17 protein-coding genes are annotated in these 17,345 nt (G+C 64.7%); 5 read left to right on the top strand and 12 right to left on the bottom strand.

The features are described from left to right. The first annotated feature begins 81 nt into the window (after positions 1 to 81). Complete coding sequence (locus IVA81_RS37125; RefSeq protein ID WP_247327433.1) at positions 82 to 2,439, top strand: Orn/Lys/Arg decarboxylase N-terminal domain-containing protein; 2,358 nt, start codon at positions 82 to 84, stop codon at positions 2,437 to 2,439. A gap of 6 nt (positions 2,440 to 2,445) precedes the next feature. Further along, the gene (locus tag IVA81_RS37120) at positions 2,446 to 3,024 is read left to right on the top strand and encodes a GNAT family N-acetyltransferase (protein WP_247327432.1); all 579 of its coding nucleotides are present in this window, start codon (positions 2,446 to 2,448) and stop codon (positions 3,022 to 3,024) included. Between the two features lie 3 nt (positions 3,025 to 3,027). Here IVA81_RS37120 and IVA81_RS37115 read toward each other — a convergent pair whose 3' ends face one another. Beyond that, positions 3,028 to 3,240, bottom strand: coding sequence for a hypothetical protein (locus IVA81_RS37115; protein ID WP_247327431.1), 213 nt, complete (start codon positions 3,238 to 3,240; stop codon positions 3,028 to 3,030). Between the two features lie 116 nt (positions 3,241 to 3,356). After that, on the bottom strand, positions 3,357 to 4,406 hold the full coding sequence (locus IVA81_RS37110) for a hydroxyacid dehydrogenase (RefSeq protein ID WP_247327430.1): 1,050 nt from the start codon (positions 4,404 to 4,406) through the stop codon (positions 3,357 to 3,359). A 239-nt stretch (positions 4,407 to 4,645) separates the two neighbouring features. Between IVA81_RS37110 and IVA81_RS37105 the strand changes: the two genes are divergently transcribed. The 3 genes from IVA81_RS37105 to IVA81_RS37095 all read left to right on the top strand — a co-directional run bounded on the left by IVA81_RS37105 (position 4,646) and on the right by IVA81_RS37095 (position 6,273). Then, the gene (locus IVA81_RS37105; RefSeq protein WP_247327429.1) at positions 4,646 to 5,212 is read left to right on the top strand and encodes a thiamine pyrophosphate-binding protein; all 567 of its coding nucleotides are present in this window, start codon (positions 4,646 to 4,648) and stop codon (positions 5,210 to 5,212) included. Positions 5,213 to 5,222: 10 nt separating this feature from the next. Further along, positions 5,223 to 5,819 carry a thiamine pyrophosphate-dependent enzyme gene (locus IVA81_RS37100; RefSeq protein ID WP_247327426.1) on the top strand — a complete coding sequence of 199 codons (597 nt, stop codon included), beginning with the start codon at positions 5,223 to 5,225 and terminating at the stop codon, positions 5,817 to 5,819. A gap of 76 nt (positions 5,820 to 5,895) precedes the next feature. Next, complete coding sequence (locus IVA81_RS37095) at positions 5,896 to 6,273, top strand: VanZ family protein (RefSeq protein ID WP_247327423.1); 378 nt, start codon at positions 5,896 to 5,898, stop codon at positions 6,271 to 6,273. 45 nt (positions 6,274 to 6,318) lie between these two features. Here IVA81_RS37095 and IVA81_RS37090 read toward each other — a convergent pair whose 3' ends face one another. From IVA81_RS37090 to IVA81_RS37045, 10 genes are all read right to left on the bottom strand, one after another. After that, complete coding sequence (locus IVA81_RS37090) at positions 6,319 to 6,702, bottom strand: DUF1236 domain-containing protein (protein ID WP_246922329.1); 384 nt, start codon at positions 6,700 to 6,702, stop codon at positions 6,319 to 6,321. Positions 6,703 to 6,799: 97 nt separating this feature from the next. Then, positions 6,800 to 7,702 (bottom strand): 2-hydroxy-3-oxopropionate reductase, encoded by a 903-nt coding sequence (locus IVA81_RS37085; protein ID WP_247327421.1) that lies wholly within the window; start codon positions 7,700 to 7,702, stop codon positions 6,800 to 6,802. 243 nt (positions 7,703 to 7,945) lie between these two features. Beyond that, entirely contained in the window at positions 7,946 to 8,731 is a 786-nt protein-coding gene (gene hyi, locus IVA81_RS37080; RefSeq protein ID WP_247327419.1) for a hydroxypyruvate isomerase, read from the bottom strand. Positions 8,732 to 8,743: 12 nt separating this feature from the next. Then, positions 8,744 to 10,528: a glyoxylate carboligase gene (gene gcl, locus IVA81_RS37075; protein ID WP_247327416.1), complete on the bottom strand. Its 1,785-nt coding sequence runs from the start codon at positions 10,526 to 10,528 to the stop codon at positions 8,744 to 8,746. 152 nt (positions 10,529 to 10,680) lie between these two features. After that, positions 10,681 to 12,483, bottom strand: a complete 1,803-nt coding sequence (locus IVA81_RS37070; RefSeq protein WP_247327415.1) for an adenine deaminase C-terminal domain-containing protein — start codon at positions 12,481 to 12,483, stop codon at positions 10,681 to 10,683. An 85-nt stretch (positions 12,484 to 12,568) separates the two neighbouring features. Next, entirely contained in the window at positions 12,569 to 13,363 is a 795-nt protein-coding gene (locus IVA81_RS37065; RefSeq protein ID WP_247327414.1) for an NYN domain-containing protein, read from the bottom strand. A 52-nt stretch (positions 13,364 to 13,415) separates the two neighbouring features. After that, positions 13,416 to 14,915 (bottom strand): tripartite tricarboxylate transporter permease, encoded by a 1,500-nt coding sequence (locus IVA81_RS37060; RefSeq protein WP_247327559.1) that lies wholly within the window; start codon positions 14,913 to 14,915, stop codon positions 13,416 to 13,418. Further along, positions 14,915 to 15,400 carry a tripartite tricarboxylate transporter TctB family protein gene (locus IVA81_RS37055; protein ID WP_247327413.1) on the bottom strand — a complete coding sequence of 162 codons (486 nt, stop codon included), beginning with the start codon at positions 15,398 to 15,400 and terminating at the stop codon, positions 14,915 to 14,917. The genes IVA81_RS37060 and IVA81_RS37055 overlap by 1 nt, the downstream gene beginning before the upstream one ends. After that, positions 15,397 to 16,365 (bottom strand): tripartite tricarboxylate transporter substrate binding protein, encoded by a 969-nt coding sequence (locus IVA81_RS37050; RefSeq protein WP_247327412.1) that lies wholly within the window; start codon positions 16,363 to 16,365, stop codon positions 15,397 to 15,399. Before IVA81_RS37050 ends, IVA81_RS37055 begins: the two co-directional genes overlap by 4 nt. Before the next feature lie 106 nt (positions 16,366 to 16,471). Further along, positions 16,472 to 17,314, bottom strand: a complete 843-nt coding sequence (locus IVA81_RS37045; RefSeq protein WP_247327557.1) for an IclR family transcriptional regulator — start codon at positions 17,312 to 17,314, stop codon at positions 16,472 to 16,474. Positions 17,315 to 17,345: the final 31 nt, after the last annotated feature.

The following is a 17,345-nucleotide window of genomic DNA, read 5'->3' as shown; positions in this document are numbered from 1 at the left end:
CGAGCCCATCCCAGGCCGCTGTCATCGAATTGTCATCGAATGTGCCGAGAGCTGTGTCTCTCCGCACATTCGGGACCCGACATGGACTATTTCAAGCGCTTCAACTTCCTGTTCGCCGCACCTGTGTTCGACGCCGACGACCTCGAGGGCGTCCGCTTCAACCAGATCATCGAGGAGATCCAGCGCTCCGGCTTCGAGGTGGTCCGGGCCCGCAAGCTCGAGGACGCCGAGATGGCGGTGCAGACCGATGCCGCGATCGGCTGCATGGTGGTGGACTGGGGCAAGAAGGGCCTGGAGGGCAAGACCTCGGCGCTGATCAACCTGATGCGGCGCCGCGGCCTCGACTTTCCGATCATCCTGCTGATCCGGCGCAAGCGCTTCGAGGACCTGCCGGTCGAGGTGCTCGACTTCATCGACGGCTATGTCTTCCTGTCCGAGGAGACCCCGACCTTCATCGCCAAGAACCTGATCAGCAGGCTCAAGCAATATGCCGAGACGCTGAAGACGCCGTTCTTCGGCGCGCTGGTCGACTATGCCGAGGAAGGCAACCAGCTCTGGACCTGCCCCGGTCACAATGGCGGCGTGTTCTACAACCGCAGCCCGATTGGCCGGGTCTTCGTCGAGCATCTCGGCGAATCCGTGTTCCGCGACGACCTCGACAATTCCGTGCTCGATCTCGGCGACCTCCTCACCCATGAAGGCCCGGCGTTGAGGGCGCAGAAGGAGGCTGCGCAGATCTTCGGCGCGGAAAAGACCTATTTCGTGCTGAACGGCACCTCCACCTCGAACAAGGTCGCGCTCGGCGCGCTCGTCACCGACGGCGATCTCGTGCTGTTCGACCGCAACAACCACAAGGCCGCCCATCACGGCGCGCTGATGATCAATGGCGGCGTCCCGGTCTACGTCCCGACCATCCGCAACGCCTGGGGCCTGATCGGCCCGATGCGCTGGGATATGCTCTACGAGAAGGCCTTGCGCGAGGCGATCCGTAACCATCCGCTGGTTGGGGATCGCGACGCCTGGCGCAAGGAGCGGCCGTTCCGCGTAGCCGTCGTCGAGCAATGTACCTATGACGGCACGATCCACAGCGCCGAGATGATTTTGAAGCGTATCGGCCATCTCTGCGAATATATCCTGTTCGACGAGGCCTGGGCCGGCTTCATGAAGTTCCACCCGCTCTATGCTGGCCGCTTTGCCATGGGCCTGTCCAACCTTCCCCCCGAGGCGCCCGGCATCATCGCGACGCAGTCGACCCACAAGCAGCTCGCCAGCTTCTCGCAGGCCTCGCAGATTCACATCAAGGACCGCCACATCCGGGGCCAGAAGCGGCGCGTCGAGCATCGCCGCTTCAACGAGAGCTTCATGCAGCACGCTTCCACCTCGCCGTTCTATCCCCTGTTCGCTTCCCTCGACGTCGGCGCGCAGATGATGAAGGGCCGCTCCGGCGAGGTACTGTGGGACGACACGATCCGCCTCGGCATCGAGCTGCGCAAGAAGATCCGTGCGATGCGCCGGGAGTTCGAGGAGAAGGAGCAGACCTCCGATCGACGCTGGTTCTTCGAACCCTTCGTTCCCGACCGGGTCGCCATTCCCGACGTCAGCCGCCCCGGCGGCGTACACAACGTCGCCTGGGAAACGCTCTCCACCGACGAGCTCGCCACCAATCCCACGCTGTGGCAGCTCTCCCCGGACAGCAACTGGCATGGCTTCCCCGGCCTCACCGAGGGCTTTGCCATGACCGACCCGAACAAGCTGACGCTGCTGACCCCCGGCTTCGACCGCACCACGGGGGCCTATGTCGAGCACGGCATCCCCGCGCCGGTCGTCGCGCAGTACCTACGCGAAAACCGCATCGTCCCCGAGAAGAACGACCTCAACTCCCTGCTCTTCCTGCTCACCCCCGGCGTCGAGGCGAGCAAGGCCGGCACGCTGATCTCCGGTCTCGTCGCATTCAAGAGACTGCACGATGACAATGCGCTGCTGGCCGACGTCATTCCGGAATTCTACCAGCGGCGGCAGGCGCGCTATGCCGGCGTGCGCCTGCGCGACCTCTGCGGCGAGATGCACCGCTTCTTCCGTGCCGCCGACGTCAGCGCGCTCCAGGCGCGGCAGTTCATGCCCGAGCACATGCCTGAGATCGCGATGTCGCCCCGCGACGCTGCGCGCTACCTGTTCAAGAACGATGTCGACTATCTGCCGATCGAGGCGATCGCGGGCCGCATTGCCACCACGCCCTTCGTGGTCTATCCGCCCGGCATCGCCACCATCGTGCCCGGCGAGCGGTTGAGCGAACGGGCCAAGCCCATGGTGGATTATCTCAAGATGTTCGAAACCTGCTTCAACACATTTCCGGGCTTCGACGTCGAGATCCAGGGCGTCTACAAGGAGGTCGATGCTCAGGGAAGGATCGGGCTCTACACTTACGTCGTTGCCGAGTAGGCGCGAATGAACGAAACGGCAATTGCGCGTCCAGACGACGAGCCGGTCCTGGTCCGCACCTCACGTGAGAGCGACGTCGAGGCGATGCTGGCGATCTACCGCCATCACGTCCGCAATGGCGTGCCGCGCGATGTCGAGGGAACCGGCGCACCCGAACCGGACGATTTGCGCGACCGCCGCAAGAACCTGAAGCAGACCCGCCTGCCGCATCTGGTCGCGACCTTTCGCGGCGAGGTGGTTGGCTATGCCTACGCCGTGCAGTTCCGCAAGAGGCCGGCCTATCGCTACACCGCCAAGCATTCGATCTACGTTCACCACGAGCAACTCGGCCGCGGGGTCGGACGGCTGCTGCTGCAGGAATTGATCGATGCTTGTGCGGCGGCCGGCTTCCGCCAGATGATCGGCTATATCGACGCCGACAATGCGCCCTCGCTCGCGCTGCACGAAAAGTTCGGCTTCGCGCGCGCCGGCCTGCTCTGCGGCGTCGCCTATCGCCACGGCCGCTGGTCCGACACCGTCATGGTGCAGCGATCGCTCGGCGCCGGGACGACGGCGCCTCCGCCCGTCGCGGCACCCGGCCGCTAGAACTCAGGACGGAAAGTCAGCCGGTCTGACCTGGATACGGTCGGCATGCAGCGACCAATGATGCAAGGCTTGATCCTTGCAAAACTTCGCCTTGGCCCGCTCTGTGGCTTCGTCCTCATCGCAGGCGTCGATCTCGAGCGTGCCCTGGCACACTTCGATCTGCCGGCCGTACTGGCCGAGCACGTCCTTCATGAACCTGACGACAAAAGTTGACATGGGACCTCCTGCCTGCCCCGGCGGCACTCTAATCCCATTTAGGCCGGATGCGGGAGGGGGATTTTGACGCGGATCAAAGTCTTGACGATTTCCGTCGCTCCGCCAGGAGAGAGCTCCTACCCTGGAATCACCCCGAACGCCTGCTTGAAACGCTCCGCATAAACCGGCCAGACCTCGGGATTAATGATACGCGGCGGGCGCTTGCCGTCGAGCGTGTCCAGCACCTGCTCGGCCGCAATCCGCCCCATGTTCTGGCGCGCTTCGATGGTGACCCCTGCGGTGTGCGGGCTCGCCAGCACGTTGTCGAGCTGGAGCAGCGGATGCTCCGGTGGCGGGGGCTCCTTAGACCAGACGTCGAGGCCGGCACCGGCGATGCGCTTGTCGCGCAAGGCCTGGAGCAGCGCGTCCTCGTCGTGGATGAAGCCGCGCGCCGTGGTGATGAAGTACGCATGCGGCTGCATCAGGGCGAACTCGCGCGTGCTGATCATGTTGCGGCTGCCCCTGTTGAGCGGACAGGAGATCGAGACGAAATCGGCGCGGCGCAACAGCTCGTCCAGCTCCACCTTCTCCCCGCCCCGCTCGGCCATCACCTCGGCGGTGAGATACGGGTCATAAGCCAGCACCTTCATGCCAAGAAGACCCATGCACAGCGCGGCGATGCGGCGGCCGACATTGCCGAGGCCGATGATGCCGACGGTCTTGTGCTCGACCTCGTTGCCGACGAGATCGTTGCGGTTGACGTCGCGGTCGCGGCGCAGGCGGCGATCCGACTGAATGATGCGCTTGGACAGCGTCAGCATCATCGCCAGCGCGTGCTCGGCAACCGAATGGGCGTTGCCGCCGGACTGGTTGACGACCACGACGCCAGCTGCCGTGCAGGCCTCGACGTCGACCGGGTCGAAGCCGGCGCCGTTGCTGGAGACGAGCAGCAGGTTCGGTGCACGCTTCAGGAAGGCGGCATCGACATGGAAATGCGAGGCGAGCTCGTCCCGGGCGGCGCCGACCTGGTAGACATGGGCAGCGCCGAGGAGCGGCGCATAGAAATCTTCGGGGCTCCCGTTCTCGATGCGATCGAGCTGGACGTCGGGCCGCGCCTTGAGGATGTCGATATAGATCGGATTGGCCAAATAATTGGAGTAGACGACACGCTTGCTGTTGACCGACATCAGGACCCTTCCGGCTTTCCAGGGATCAGCAAGGCCAGCGCGGCGCGCGCCCCCCTCCGTGCGTCCTCCCATTTTTTCGTCGCACACATATGACACGGCGGTGCCGGCCACGGCAGGTCTTCTGGCGCAGATCACGGTGCCGACCGCGACATGTTGACAATCCCGCCCGCTGCGTCAAGTTCGGCCGATTGCCGCAACGGTCAAGATCAAGAAGCATGCGCGGCGCGAGGGAGAACGCAATGGCCATTGCGGGACAGCAGACTTCGCCCCAGGCGACGCAGGGGGCCGGCGAAATCAGCTGGCACGGCATCGTCCTGCAGACCCTGAAACGGAACGAGATCAGCCTCATCCCCTACGTGCCCGATCGCGTGCTGACCCCGCTGATCAAGAACCTGCACGCCGACCCCTTCTTCACCACCTTCGCCACCGCCCGCGAAGAGGAGGCGGTCGGCATCGTTTCGGGCGCCTGGATGGGCGGTCGGCGCGGCGCGGTGCTGATGCAGACCTCCGGCTTTGCGACGCTCGCCAACGTCCTTGCCTCGCTGGCGGTGCCCTATCAGATCCCGCTGATCATGTTCGTCTCCGAGCGCGGCACGCTCGGCGAGTACAACTACGGGCAATCGCTGGTCTGCCGCACCATGCGCCCGGTGCTGGACTCGCTGGCGCTCGAGCACCACACCATCACCCGGCTCGACGAACTCGAATTCATCGCCGACCGCTCGATCAAGCAGGCCGTCACGACACAGGCGCCCGTGGCGCTGATCCTCAACCCGCTGCTCACGGGCGGCAAGACCTTCGACAAGTGAGGTCGGCCAAATGAATACGCGCAACACCAAGGTGATGAACCGCTTCGATATCACCTCGCGCCTGATCGCCAGGCTCAAGCACGAGGAAGCCGTGATCGGCGGCATCGGCAACACCAATTTCGACCTCTGGGCCGCCGGCCACCGCCCGCAGAATTTCTACATGCTGGGCAGCATGGGGCTCGCCTTCCCGATCGCGCTCGGCGTCGCGCTGGCGCAGCCCGACCGCCGCGTCTTCGCACTCGAAGGCGATGGCTCGCTGTTGATGCAGCTCGGCGCGCTCTCGACGATTGCAAGCCTGAAGCCGAAGAATCTCATCATGGTCGTGATGGACAATGGCATCTACCAGATTACCGGCGCACAGCCGACACCTGCGGCAAGCGTCGCCGACATCGTTGCCATTGCCGTCGGCTCCGGCCTTTCCAACAGCGCCTGGGCTGCGGACGAGGAGGATTTCGAACGCCTGGTCGAAGCGGCGATGTCCGCCACCGAACCGAGCCTGATCGCGGTCCGCATCGACGACAAGCCCGGTGTCGGCACCACCAGGCGTGATCCCGTGCAGATCCGGGAGCGCTTCATGCACGGGCTCGGCGTGCGCGAGCCACTTTAACATTTTGTCATTAACTACACGTCGATCTGATGGGGGGACTGTACGGCCCATTGCAAATCTGTGCTAAGCGAGCCGGATGTCCATTTTGGTTCGTTCCATTGCCTGGCTGCTCGCGGCCGCCGTTACTTTCGCCACCCTCGGTCCCCCCGGCCTGCGCCCCCATTCCGACCTGGGCCAGGACGGCGAACATGCGCTTGCATTCATCCTGGTGGGACTGGCCTTCGGCTTCGCCTATCCGCGCCGGCGCCTGCTGAGTGTAGCGGCCGCGGTCGCCCTGATCGGCGTGCTCGAGCTGATGCAGTTTTGGGCACCCGGACGCCACGCCCGGCTGGAGGATTTTCTGGTCGACGCGCTCACCGCTTGCATCGGCTTTGCGCTCGCGGCCGCGGCCGATTGGCTGCTCACGCGCTTTCGCACAAGCTCCGCCGTGGCAAGCGAAGGCCCCGCGGAGTGACACTCCGCAGGGCCCATATTCTCAACGCTTAAGATTAGCCGCCGATCAGTCGATGATCTTGACGACGCGGCGGGTGCGCGGCTCGACGATCACGCGACGATCATTCACGACCGCGTAGCGATACTCGGTGTAGTTCGGCACCGGGCGCAGCACGACGGTCGGAGGCAGCGGCTCGCCGACCACGACACGCTCCTCCACGACAACCGAGTCACTGCGCGGGATTCCGCCGAGAATCGCATTCGGAATTTCGAGACCCGCGCCGACGGCCGCACCAACGGTGCCGCCGACCATGGCGCCGACCGGGCCACCGATATCGCCGCCCGCGCGCGCGCCATCCCTGGCGCCCTGTTCGGTCGTCGACTGAGCAAAGGCTGCGCTCGACGCCAGCAGCGACGCGGCAGCCAACGTAATCGCAAGACGGGTTTTCATGACTTATGCCTCCAGTAATTGATATGCGCCTTCAACCGCGGGGCCGGACCATTGTTCCGGTTCCCCATGGCGAAAGACACACCAGATCTGGAGACTGTTACCGCGTAACAGTTGAGGCTGCGGCGATCTCGTGCCCCGCCATCAGTTCCAGCGCCCGCACCATCGCCGAATGATCCCACCCCTTGCCGCCATGCGCGGTGCAGGACGAGAACAATTGCTGCGCCACCGCCGTGCTCGGCAGCGAGAGGCCGAGCGCACGCGCACCTTCGAGCGCGAGGTTGAGATCCTTCTGGTGCAGCTCGATGCGGAAGCCGGGATCGAAATTGCGCTTCACCATGCGCTCGCCATGGACCTCGAGGATGCGCGAGGAGGCGAATCCGCCCATCAGCGCCTGCCGCACCAGCGCCGGATCGGCTCCGGCCTTCGATGCAAACAACAGCGCCTCGCTCACCGCCTCGATCGTCAGCGCGACGATGATCTGGTTGGCGACCTTCGTCGTCTGCCCGTCGCCATTGGCGCCGACTCGGGTGACGTTCTTGCCCATCTTGTCGAACACCTGCTTCATGGTGTTGTAGGCCCGCTCCGGCCCGCCGACCATGATGGTGAGGCTCGCGGCCTTGGCGCCGACCTCTCCGCCCGACACCGGCGCGTCGAGATAGTCAGCACCCAGCGCCTCAATCTTCTTCGCGAACTCCTTGGTCGCCAGCGGCGAGATCGAGCTCATGTCGACGACGATCTTGCCTTTGGAAATGCCGCTCGCGACCCCGTCCTTGCCGAACAGCACGGCCTCCACATGCGGGGTATCAGGCACCATGATGATGACCGCGTCCGCTTCTTCCGCGACCTCTTTGCTGGATTTGCAGGCAATGCCGCCGGCCGCGATCAGCTCCGGCGCAACAGGCGCGACGTCGTGCAGGAGAACACGATGGCCCGCGGCCAGGAGATGACCGGCCATCGGCCGTCCCATGGTGCCAAGTCCGATGAAGCCGATGTCGATCATGTCTGGTTTCTCTCAGTTGAATAGGCAAAATTCATCCGCGCGCTAGGTGCACCTTTCCCGCCTGCGGGAGAGGTCGGCGTGTCCGGGCGATGCGAAGCATCGTCCCGCGCGCCGAGTGAGGGCTTTCTCCTCTTGGGGACTTTCTCGAGGCGCCTCAGAGATTCCCATCGTGGAGATACCCTCTCCCCAACCCTCTCCCGCAAGCGGGAGAGGGAGCGCACCGCGATCGTGACTTCGATATCCTTACGTCTCGAACGTCTGCGCGGCGTGCCACGACAGGCCTTCCAGCGTCGTGGTGCGCGGCTTGTATTCGCAGCCGATCCAGCCGCGATAGCCGATCGCGTCGAGATGGCGGAACAGGAAGGGATAGTTGATCTCGCCGGTGCCCGGCTCGTGGCGGCCGGGATTGTCGGCGAGCTGGATGTGGGCGATCTGCGGTAGATATTCCTGCATGGTGCGGGCGAGATCGCCCTCCATGATCTGCATGTGGTAGATGTCGTATTGGATGAAGAGGTTATTCGACCGCACGTCCGAGATCAGCTGCACCGCCTGCTCGGTGCCGTTGAGGAAGAAGCCGGGAATGTCGAGCGTGTTAATCGGCTCGACCAGCAGCTTGATGTTCTCCCGCGCCAGCGTCGAAGCTGCAAAGCGCAGATTTCCAACCAGCGTCTCCTGAAGCTCGCGCGGATCGGCATCGGCAGGCGCGATACCGACGAGACAGTTGAGCTGTTCGCAATCCAGCGCCTTGGCGTAGTCGATCGCGCGGAATACGCCGTCGCGGAATTCGGCGGTGCGACCGGGCAGGATCGCGATGCCACGCTCGCCCGTCCCCCAATTGCCCGCCGGCAAATTGTGCAGCACCTGCGTCAGCCCGTGGGCCTCGAGCTGCTCGCGCAGCTGCGCCTTGTCGAAATCATAGGGAAAGAGATATTCGACCCCGGAAAAGCCCGCTGCCTTCGCCGCCGCGAAGCGGTCGAGGAACGGCATCTCGTTGAACAGCATGGTGAGGTTGGCGGCAAACTTCGGCATTATTCTGTTCCCCTATTCCGCCGGCTGCAACACGCGTGTGGTTGCGACCTCGTCAAGCGGAAGGTCCAGCACCTCCTCGAACTCGACGATGTTGTCGATCTCCGTGCCCATCGCGATGTTGGTGACGCGTTCGAGGATGAACTCCACCACCACGGGCACGCGGTGCTTGGCCATCAATTCGCGTGCGGTGGCGAACGCCGCCTGCGTGTCCTTGGGATCGGTGACGCGGATCGCCTTGCAGCCGAGGCCTTCGGCGACTGCGACGTGGTCGACGCCGTATCCATTGAGCTCCGGCGCATTGACGTTCTCGAACGAGAGCTGGACGTGATAGTCCATGTCGAAGCCACGCTGGGCCTGGCGGATCAGGCCGAGATAGGAATTGTTCACGACGACGTGGATGTAGGGCAGATTGAACTGTGCCCCGACCGCGAGCTCCTCGATCAGGAACTGGAAGTCGTAATCGCCAGAGAGCGCCACGATCTCGCGATCCGGACACGCGGCACGCACGCCAAGCGCGGCGGGCAATGTCCAGCCGAGCGGCCCCGCCTGCCCGGCATTGATCCAGTTGCGCGGCTTGTAGACGCCGAGGAACTGCGCGCCGGCGATCTGCGACAGGCCGATCACGGTGACATAGGTGGTGTCGCGGCCGAACGCCTTGTTCATTTCCTCATAGACGCGCTGCGGCTTGATCGGGACGTTGTCGAAATGGCTCTTGCGCAGCATCGTCTTCTTGCGGTCGCGGCAAGACGCGGGCCACGCCTGGCGCTCGCGGAGCTTGCCTGACCGCCGCCACTCCCTGGCGACGGTGACGAACAGCTCGAGCGCGGCTTTCGCGTCCGAGACGATGCCGAGATCGGGATTGAACACGCGCCCGATCTGGGTCGGCTCGATGTCGACATGCACGAAGGTGCGGCCCTTGGTGTAAGTCTCGACCGAGCCGGTGTGGCGGTTGGCCCAGCGGTTGCCGATGCCGAGCACGAAGTCGGATTCGAGCATGGTTGCATTGCCATAACGGTGGCTGGTCTGAAGGCCGACCATGCCGGCCATCAGCACGTGATCGTCGGGGATCGCGCCCCACCCCATCAGGGTCGGCACGACGGGTATATTGGCGATCTCGGCGAACTCGACCAGCAAATCGGAAGCGTCAGCGTTGATGATACCGCCACCCGCGACGATCAGCGGACGCTCGGCAGCGTTGAGCATCTCCAGCGCCTTCTCGACCTGTTTGCGGGTCGCGCTCGGCTTGTAGACCGGCAGCGGCTCATAGGTCTCGTCGTCGAACTCGATCTCGGCGAGCTGCACATCGAGCGGCATGTCGATCAGCACCGGCCCCGGCCGGCCTGAGCGCATGACATGAAAGGCCTGGCTGAACACGCGCGGCACCAGCGCCGGCTCGCGGACCGTCACCGCCCATTTGGTCACGGGCTTTGCGATCGACTCGATGTCGACGGCCTGGAAATCCTCCTTGTAGAGCCGCGCGCGCGGCGCCTGCCCGGTGATGCAGAGGATCGGAATGGAATCGGCAATCGCCGAATAAAGCCCGGTGATCATGTCGGTGCCGGCCGGCCCGGAGGTTCCAATGCAGACCCCGATATTGCCGGCCTTGGCGCGGGTGTAGCCCTCGGCCATGTGCGAGGCGCCCTCGACATGGCGCGCCAGGATGTGGCGGATCGAGCCGCGCTTCTTCAGCGCCGAGTAAAGCGGATTGATCGCGGCCCCGGGAACCCCGAAGGCGGTCGAGATACCCTCTTTCTCCAGAATTCGGACGGCAGCATCGATAGCTCGCATCTTCGCCATATCGGACCTCGCTCAAGTTGCGTCAGCGAGCGAGATCATCGGGCGTGGAAGATATGATCTCAACGAGATCGATTTTATTTTCCACGATGCGGCAGCCGCAAGAAAAACGCGGCGGTCTCAATCGGTTAGATCGAGATGCACGTGAAAGCAGATCACTCGAACAGCGGCGCCAGCTCCATCTGCGGCACCAGCACGAGGCCTTTGTCCGTGATACGAATTTCCGGAATGACCGATAGCGGAATCAAATTGAAACCCATGTAGGGGATCGTGCAGCCGGCCTCGGCCCATTCCTTCTTCAGCGCCTTGACCTCTTCGGCGACCTCCGTGACGCGCTTGTCGGAGAGAAGGCCCGCGATCGGCAGCGGGACCAGCGCCCTCACCTGGCCGTCGGCGACCACGCAGACCCCACCTTGTTGCGCCTTGATGGCTGATATTGCCACCTTCATGTCGCCCTCGTTGGTTCCAGCGACGATGATGTTGTGACTGTCGTGCCCGACGCTGGAGGCGACTGCACCGCGCTTGAGGCCAAAACCCTTCAGCAGGCCATGGGCAACGTTGCCGGCCGATTTGCCGTGACGCTCGACCACCGTGACGAAGCACAGGCCGTACCGCGCGAACAGCGACGGCCAGTCCTTTGCCGGCTCGATCGCGACCTTCTCGTGGATCAGCGTGATGCCCGGCAGTGCCGTCTTGATCGCGTTGACGGTGCAGGCCTTCGCCGGCAGCTCCGGCGTCAGCTTCATCGTCTCCGGCAGTTTGACAGTGGCGTAAGCCGCCTTCGGATATTGATAGCGCTGCGACAGCGCCTGATCGAGAAGCGGCGTGATCTTGCCGTCCTCGACCACCAGCTCGCCGCCATACCAGGTGCATTGCGGCTTGAGCTGATCGTCCATCAGCACGAGATCGGCGCGGCGGCCGCCGCCTAGCCCGCCGATATCGCTATCCATGCCGAAGCGGGTTGCGCCGTGCAGCGAGCCCATCGACCAGGCCTGCTCCGGCGACATGCCGGCCTTCACGGCTTCCCGCACCACCCAGTCGAGACCGAACAGCAGGAGATCGTCGGCATCGCGGTCGTCGGTGCAAACGGCCGTGCGCTTGTGCGAGGCCCCTAACTCGGTGACCGTGCGGATCGCCTGCGGCAGCGAGTGCCAGGGCGTCGTCGGTGGGCCGCCGCGCAGGAACACCCAGACGCCGGCATCGAGCAGGTCGTCGGCGATGTCGCGGTCGATCGCTTCATGCGTATCGGTCACGCCGGATGCCGCATAGGCCGCAACAAATTCGCGGCCGTAGACGTGGCCAGAGACGGGACGGCCACGTTTCAACGCGGCAGCAAGGATCGCGTGACTACGCTCGTCGCCCATCGTGACGGGCACAAAGTCCATCTTCTCGCCAAGCGCGACAGCCTCTGGCCAGCGATCGAACAGGCCGGCGATCTTGTCCGGCGTGAGGTCGCCGCCAGCCGTCTCCAGTTCCGCCGAGGTCGCCGGCACCGTGCTCGGCACCGTCAGGAAGATCGAGAGCGGCGCTTGCCGCGCGTCCTCCAACATCGCCTCGACGCCGGCGACATCCATGACGTTGCCGATCTCGTGGCTGTCGCAGAAGATCGTGGTGGTGCCATTCAGCAGCGCGGCCTCGGCGTAGGCGCAGGCCGTCACCATCGAGGATTCGATGTGGATGTGCGGATCGACGAGGCCGGGCGCGATGATGCCGCCGGCCGCGTCGTAAGTCGCGACATCGCTCCAGGCCTTTTTCGCCGCGCCGGCCGGCTTCACCGCGGCGATGCGGCCGCCGGTGATCCATATCTCCCGACCGGGATGGATGCGCTCCGAATAGGTCGAGAGCACCCGCGCGCCCGTGACGACGAGATCGGGCGCGAGACGCGCGGAGGCCACATCGGCCAGGCGCCGGGTCATCGCATGCAGCGGTTCGACGGCAAAGCGGGTAAGTTTGGGCATCGGGACCCTCGCGTCGCGTTACGGCCCAGCGATGGTTACGCCGTGCGCCAGACCGGGCAAGCTCAAATATAACGGCACGCCCTGCTTACGCTTTAGGCGCCGAACCGCCTGCCGTTGCTGCCCTTCGGCGCGGGTTCCGCGGTCTCGAAGTCGGTGCGGCAGCGGGCTTGACCCGAATCCGCATCGACCGCCCTTTTTGCTCATCAATTTCGAAGGAATTGGTCTTCCGCACGAGATCGCTCAGCTTTCGAAAGCCGAACGTCCTCGGATCGAAATCGGACGCGAGATTGGCAAGCTGCCGGCCGACTTCACCTAGGGCAACCCAGCCGTCCTCGCTCTCCATCTGGGTGATGACCTTCTTGATGATGGGCGTAGCCGCATCGGGCGGCTGGAGCGGCGTCGACCTCGAACTTGCGTCCTGGGTGTTGGCCGGAACGGCAAGCAGGTTCTCCGTGTAGACGAACCTGCGGCAGGCTTGGCGGAAGCTTTCCGGCGTCTTCTGCTCGCCGAACCCGAAGACGTCGATGCCCTGCTCCCGGATGCGGGCAGCAAGGCGGGTAAAGTCGCTGTCGGAAGAGACCAGGCAGAAACCGTCGAACCGGCCGCTGTGAAGCAGGTCCATCGCGTCGATGACCAGCGTGATGTCGGAGGCATTTTTTCCCGTCGTGTAGGCAAACTGCTGCTGCGGAATGATGGCATGCTTCGACAGGATGTCGGCCCAGCCCCTGGATCGTGCGTTGGAGAAGTCGCCATAGATGCGGCGGACGCTGGCCTCGCCGATCTTGGCAATCTCCTCGAACAGTCCGTCCGCGATCTTCGCGGAGGCATTGTCGGCGTCGATCAGAACCGCGAGACGGGGCGAACGGAGCTCAGAAGGCATGACAGTTCCCCACGAATGGACGCGACACGAGAAGACAAGTGCGTCGGGACGGTTAGTCCTCGTTCGCCTTGAACCGTCCCATCCCCTTCAGCACAAAGGGGGCCAACAGCGCAACCAGCGCGATGCCGAGCAGCATCGCCGAGATCGGGCTCTGCACCAGCGTCATGGGGTCGCCGAGGCTGATCGCCAGCGCTCTGCGCAACTGGCTCTCGGCGATCGGGCCCAGGATCAGGCCAACGACGACGGGCGCGATCGGAAAATCGAACCGGCGCATCAGAAAGCCGAGCACGCCGAAACCGGCCAGCATCGACAATTCGACCACCGACGGCTTCGCCGCGATGGTGCCCATGGTCGCGAACACGAGGATGCCGGCATAGAGCCACGGCTGCGGGATCGCGAGCAGCCGCACCCACAGGCCGACCAGCGGCAAATTGAGCACCAGCAGCATGCAATTGGCGATGAACAGGCTGGCGATCAGTCCCCACACGAGGTCAGGCCGTTCGGCGAACAGCAGCGGTCCCGGGTTGAGGCCGTATTGCTGAAAACCCGCCAGCATCATCGCGGCCGTCGCCGAGGTCGGCAGCCCCAGCGTCAGCAGCGGCACCAGCGTGCCGGCGGCGGAGGCGTTGTTGGCCGCTTCCGGCCCGGCCACGCCCTCGATGGCACCCTTGCCGAATTCTTCGGGATGTTTTGTGAGACGCTTCTCGGTCGAATAGGACAGGAAGGTCGGGATCTCCGCGCCGCCTGCAGGCAGCGCACCGATGGGGAAGCCGAACATCGTGCCGCGCAGCCACGGCTTCCACGAGCGCTTCCAATCCTCTTTTGTCATCCACAGCGAGCCGCGCACCGGCTCGAGCTTCTCCTCGCTGTGGTGGCGGCGCGATGCGACATAGAGCGCCTCGCCGACCGCGAACAGCCCGACCGCAAGCGTCGTCACCTCGACACCGTCAAGCAGCTCGGGCACGCCGAACGCAAGCCGCGCCTGGCCGGTCAGCTTGTCGATGCCGACGAGGCCGAGCGTCAGACCGATGAATAGGCTGGTCAGGCCGCGGATCGGGGAATCGCCGAAGGTCGCCGAAACCGTGACGAAGGCAACGCACATCAGTGCAAAATAATCCTCGGGGCCAAAGCGCACGGCGAAATCGACCAGCCAGGGTGCGAGGAAGGCGAGACCGATGGTGGCGATGGTGCCGGCGACGAAGGAGCCGATCGCGGAGGTCGCAAGCGCCGGCCCGCCGCGGCCGGCCTTGGCCATCTTGTTGCCTTCGAGCGCGGTCGCCATCGAGGCGCTCTCGCCGGGCGTATTGATCAGGATCGCGGTAGTCGATCCGCCGTACATGCCGCCGTAATAGATGCCGGCGAACATGATCAGCGAGCCGCCGGGATCGAGCTTGTACGTCACCGGCAACAGCAGCGCGACCGTCAGCGCCGGACCGATGCCGGGCAGCACGCCCACGGCGGTGCCGAGGAACACGCCGATCAACGCGTAAAGCAGGTTCATGGGCTGAACGGCGACCGCCATGCCGTGGGCCAGCGCCGCAAAAGTGTCCATCACAGCAGTCGCTCCAGGGGGCCGGCCGGAAGGCTCAGCGTCAACAGGCGGTCGAACGAGAGATAGATGAGGGTCGACATCACGAGCGCGATGACGGAATCGGCGAGAACGGCGCGGCGCCCGAACGCCGCCGACGTCGTCACGAACAGCGCCGACGTCGCCAGGATGAAGCCGCCGCCGAAACCGATGATGGCGATCAGCAGCGCAAGGCCGATGAGGATCAAGATCACCGGCACGGGATCGGCGCTCTCACGCGCCGGCAGATTGCCGCGTAGCGCGTCGACGAAATTGCCGATCGCGAGGAGCGCAAGGCCGATGGCGATCACGACCGGCATCGCCTCCGGTCCCATGCCGTACATCGCGGTGGATTGCAGGCCGCGCGCGTCGAAGACCAGCACCGCGGCGAGCGCCGCGAGCAAGGCGGCGATGACGATGCCGGCACGATCGACGCGCCGCGGCGGCTGGGCCGGATCGCCTGAGGTCATGATTTGACCAGGCCGACCGATTTCAGCACGTCGGTAACGCGCACGGTTTCCTTCTTCAGGAAGTCGGCGAAGGCGTCGCCGCCGAGATAGGCGTCCTCCCAGCCCTTCTGCTTGAGGATTTCCTTCCAGGCGTCCGACTTCACCATCTTCTCGACCGCATCGCTCAAGGTCTTTCGCTGCTCCGGCGTGATGCCGGGAGGCGCGACCACCGAGCGCCAATTGGCGATCACGAGGTCGATGCCTTGCTCCTTGAAGGTCGGGATGTCGTTGCCCGGGATGCGCTTCTCCGAGGTCACGCCGATCGCGCGCAGCTTCCCGGATTTGATCTGCCCTTCATATTCGCTCAGGCCCGAAATGCCCGCGGTGACCTTGCCGCCGAGGATCGCGGCGAGCGACTCGCCGCCGCCTGAGAACGGGATGTAGTTGATCTTCTTGGCGTCGGCACCGACCGCGCCGGCGAACAACGCCGCCATCACATGATCGACGCCGCCGGCCGAGCCGCCGGCAAAGGTGACCTTGGCGATATCGGCCTTCACTGCAGCGGCCAGATCCTGCGCATTCTTGATCGGCGAATTCGCGGGCACCACGATCACCTGGATTTCCTCGGTCAGCCGCGCGATCGGCGTGACCTGCTCCAACGTTACCGGCGACTTGTTCATGGCGAGCGCGCCCACCATGACGAAGCCGTTGACCATCATCTGGTTGCCGTCACCCTTGGCGCCGTTGACGAACTGCGCGATGCCGACGCTGCCGCCGGCGCCGGGAACGTTGGTGACCTGCACGCTGCGCGCGACGCCCGAAGCCACCAGCGCCTGCTGCATCGAGCGCGCGGTCTGGTCCCAGCCGCCGCCGGGCGCGGCCGGCGCCATCAGCTTGAGCTCGAACTGCTGGGCAAGGGAAGGCGTCGCTGCCGCAAGGGTCAGCGCGACGGCCGCGCCGGCAAGGCGCGCGGAAAATCGAAACATGGGGGCATCTCCAGGCTCATGCGGACGTTTGCCGCATTGTGTCGTTTGGTCGCATATCAGCCAAAACGGCCGATGCTGTCCAGAGACATCCCTCGGGCGCCCGTGGTTAGCGGGGCGGCGGGATCACCCCGCCAAGCGCAGCCGTCAGCCCGGCGGCGACATCCCGCACGATTTGCCCGATCTCAGGTAATCGTTCGTCGGTCACGCGGCTGGTCATGCCGGATACGGAGATTGCGGCAAGCGGTTCGGCCAGAGCATTGTATACCACGGCAGCGACGCAGCGCAGCCCAATCTGCGCCTCCTCATCGTCGACCGCAAACCCCTGCTTGCGGATCTTTTCGAGTTCCTTGAACAGGTCACTCGGACGCACGATCGATTTCTCGGTCAGGCGGGGCATGCCGTGATGACGGATGACGGCGCCGACGTCCTCGTCGGAATAGGTCGCGAGCACCGCCTTGCCGACGCCTGATGTCACCATGGCGACGCGGCCACCGACCTGGGTCAGCGAGCGCATGATTTCGCGGCTCTCCATGCGGGTCAGCACGATGATGAACTCGTCGTCGACGACGGCGAGGTTGGCGGTCTCGCGGGTGAGATCGCGCAGCTTGCGCAGGTACGGAATCGCCTGCGCGGAAAAATTGCGCCGCCGCGCAAAGCTCGCGCCGACCGTAAAGCTGCGCACGCCGACATGCCATTTGGATTCGGCGCGGTCGAACTGCACGAAGCGTCGGCTTTCGAGCGTCGCCAGCAGGCGGTGCACGGTCGAGGCCGACAGGCCGGTGCGCACGGCGAGATCGCTGAGGCGATAGCCCTCGTCGTCCTCGGCCAGCGTTTCGAGAATCGACAGCGCGCGGTCGACGGACTGCACGCCGCCGTCACGCGCCTCGTGCTCGGCCTCCGATGGAGATCGGGGCTCAAGCGATTTGCGCCGGATCACGTTCTTGCTCATCGCGACCTTGGCTAACGTCATTCCGGGGCGC

The sequence above is a fragment of the Bradyrhizobium sp. 141 genome (assembly GCF_023074055.1).
GTDB lineage: Bacteria > Pseudomonadota > Alphaproteobacteria > Rhizobiales > Xanthobacteraceae > Bradyrhizobium.
This window is presented reverse-complemented; position numbering and strand designations above follow the sequence as displayed.

Excerpts from the sequence above, each read along its gene's own strand:
- IVA81_RS37125 (WP_247327433.1), top strand. The coding sequence starts at position 82 with ATGGACTATTTCAAGCGCTTCAACTTCCTGTTCGCCGCACCTGTGTTC.
- IVA81_RS37120 (WP_247327432.1), top strand. The coding sequence starts at position 2,446 with ATGAACGAAACGGCAATTGCGCGTCCAGACGACGAGCCGGTCCTGGTC.
- IVA81_RS37115 (WP_247327431.1), bottom strand. The coding sequence starts at position 3,240 with ATGTCAACTTTTGTCGTCAGGTTCATGAAGGACGTGCTCGGCCAGTAC.
- IVA81_RS37110 (WP_247327430.1), bottom strand. The coding sequence starts at position 4,406 with ATGTCGGTCAACAGCAAGCGTGTCGTCTACTCCAATTATTTGGCCAAT.
- IVA81_RS37105 (WP_247327429.1), top strand. The coding sequence starts at position 4,646 with ATGGCCATTGCGGGACAGCAGACTTCGCCCCAGGCGACGCAGGGGGCC.
- IVA81_RS37100 (WP_247327426.1), top strand. The coding sequence starts at position 5,223 with ATGAATACGCGCAACACCAAGGTGATGAACCGCTTCGATATCACCTCG.
- IVA81_RS37095 (WP_247327423.1), top strand. The coding sequence starts at position 5,896 with ATGTCCATTTTGGTTCGTTCCATTGCCTGGCTGCTCGCGGCCGCCGTT.
- IVA81_RS37090 (WP_246922329.1), bottom strand. The coding sequence starts at position 6,702 with ATGAAAACCCGTCTTGCGATTACGTTGGCTGCCGCGTCGCTGCTGGCG.
- IVA81_RS37085 (WP_247327421.1), bottom strand. The coding sequence starts at position 7,702 with ATGATCGACATCGGCTTCATCGGACTTGGCACCATGGGACGGCCGATG.
- hyi (WP_247327419.1), bottom strand. The coding sequence starts at position 8,731 with ATGCCGAAGTTTGCCGCCAACCTCACCATGCTGTTCAACGAGATGCCG.
- gcl (WP_247327416.1), bottom strand. The coding sequence starts at position 10,528 with ATGGCGAAGATGCGAGCTATCGATGCTGCCGTCCGAATTCTGGAGAAA.
- IVA81_RS37070 (WP_247327415.1), bottom strand. The coding sequence starts at position 12,483 with ATGCCCAAACTTACCCGCTTTGCCGTCGAACCGCTGCATGCGATGACC.
- IVA81_RS37065 (WP_247327414.1), bottom strand. The coding sequence starts at position 13,363 with ATGCCTTCTGAGCTCCGTTCGCCCCGTCTCGCGGTTCTGATCGACGCC.
- IVA81_RS37060 (WP_247327559.1), bottom strand. The coding sequence starts at position 14,915 with ATGGACACTTTTGCGGCGCTGGCCCACGGCATGGCGGTCGCCGTTCAG.
- IVA81_RS37055 (WP_247327413.1), bottom strand. The coding sequence starts at position 15,400 with ATGACCTCAGGCGATCCGGCCCAGCCGCCGCGGCGCGTCGATCGTGCC.
- IVA81_RS37050 (WP_247327412.1), bottom strand. The coding sequence starts at position 16,365 with ATGTTTCGATTTTCCGCGCGCCTTGCCGGCGCGGCCGTCGCGCTGACC.
- IVA81_RS37045 (WP_247327557.1), bottom strand. The coding sequence starts at position 17,314 with ATGAGCAAGAACGTGATCCGGCGCAAATCGCTTGAGCCCCGATCTCCA.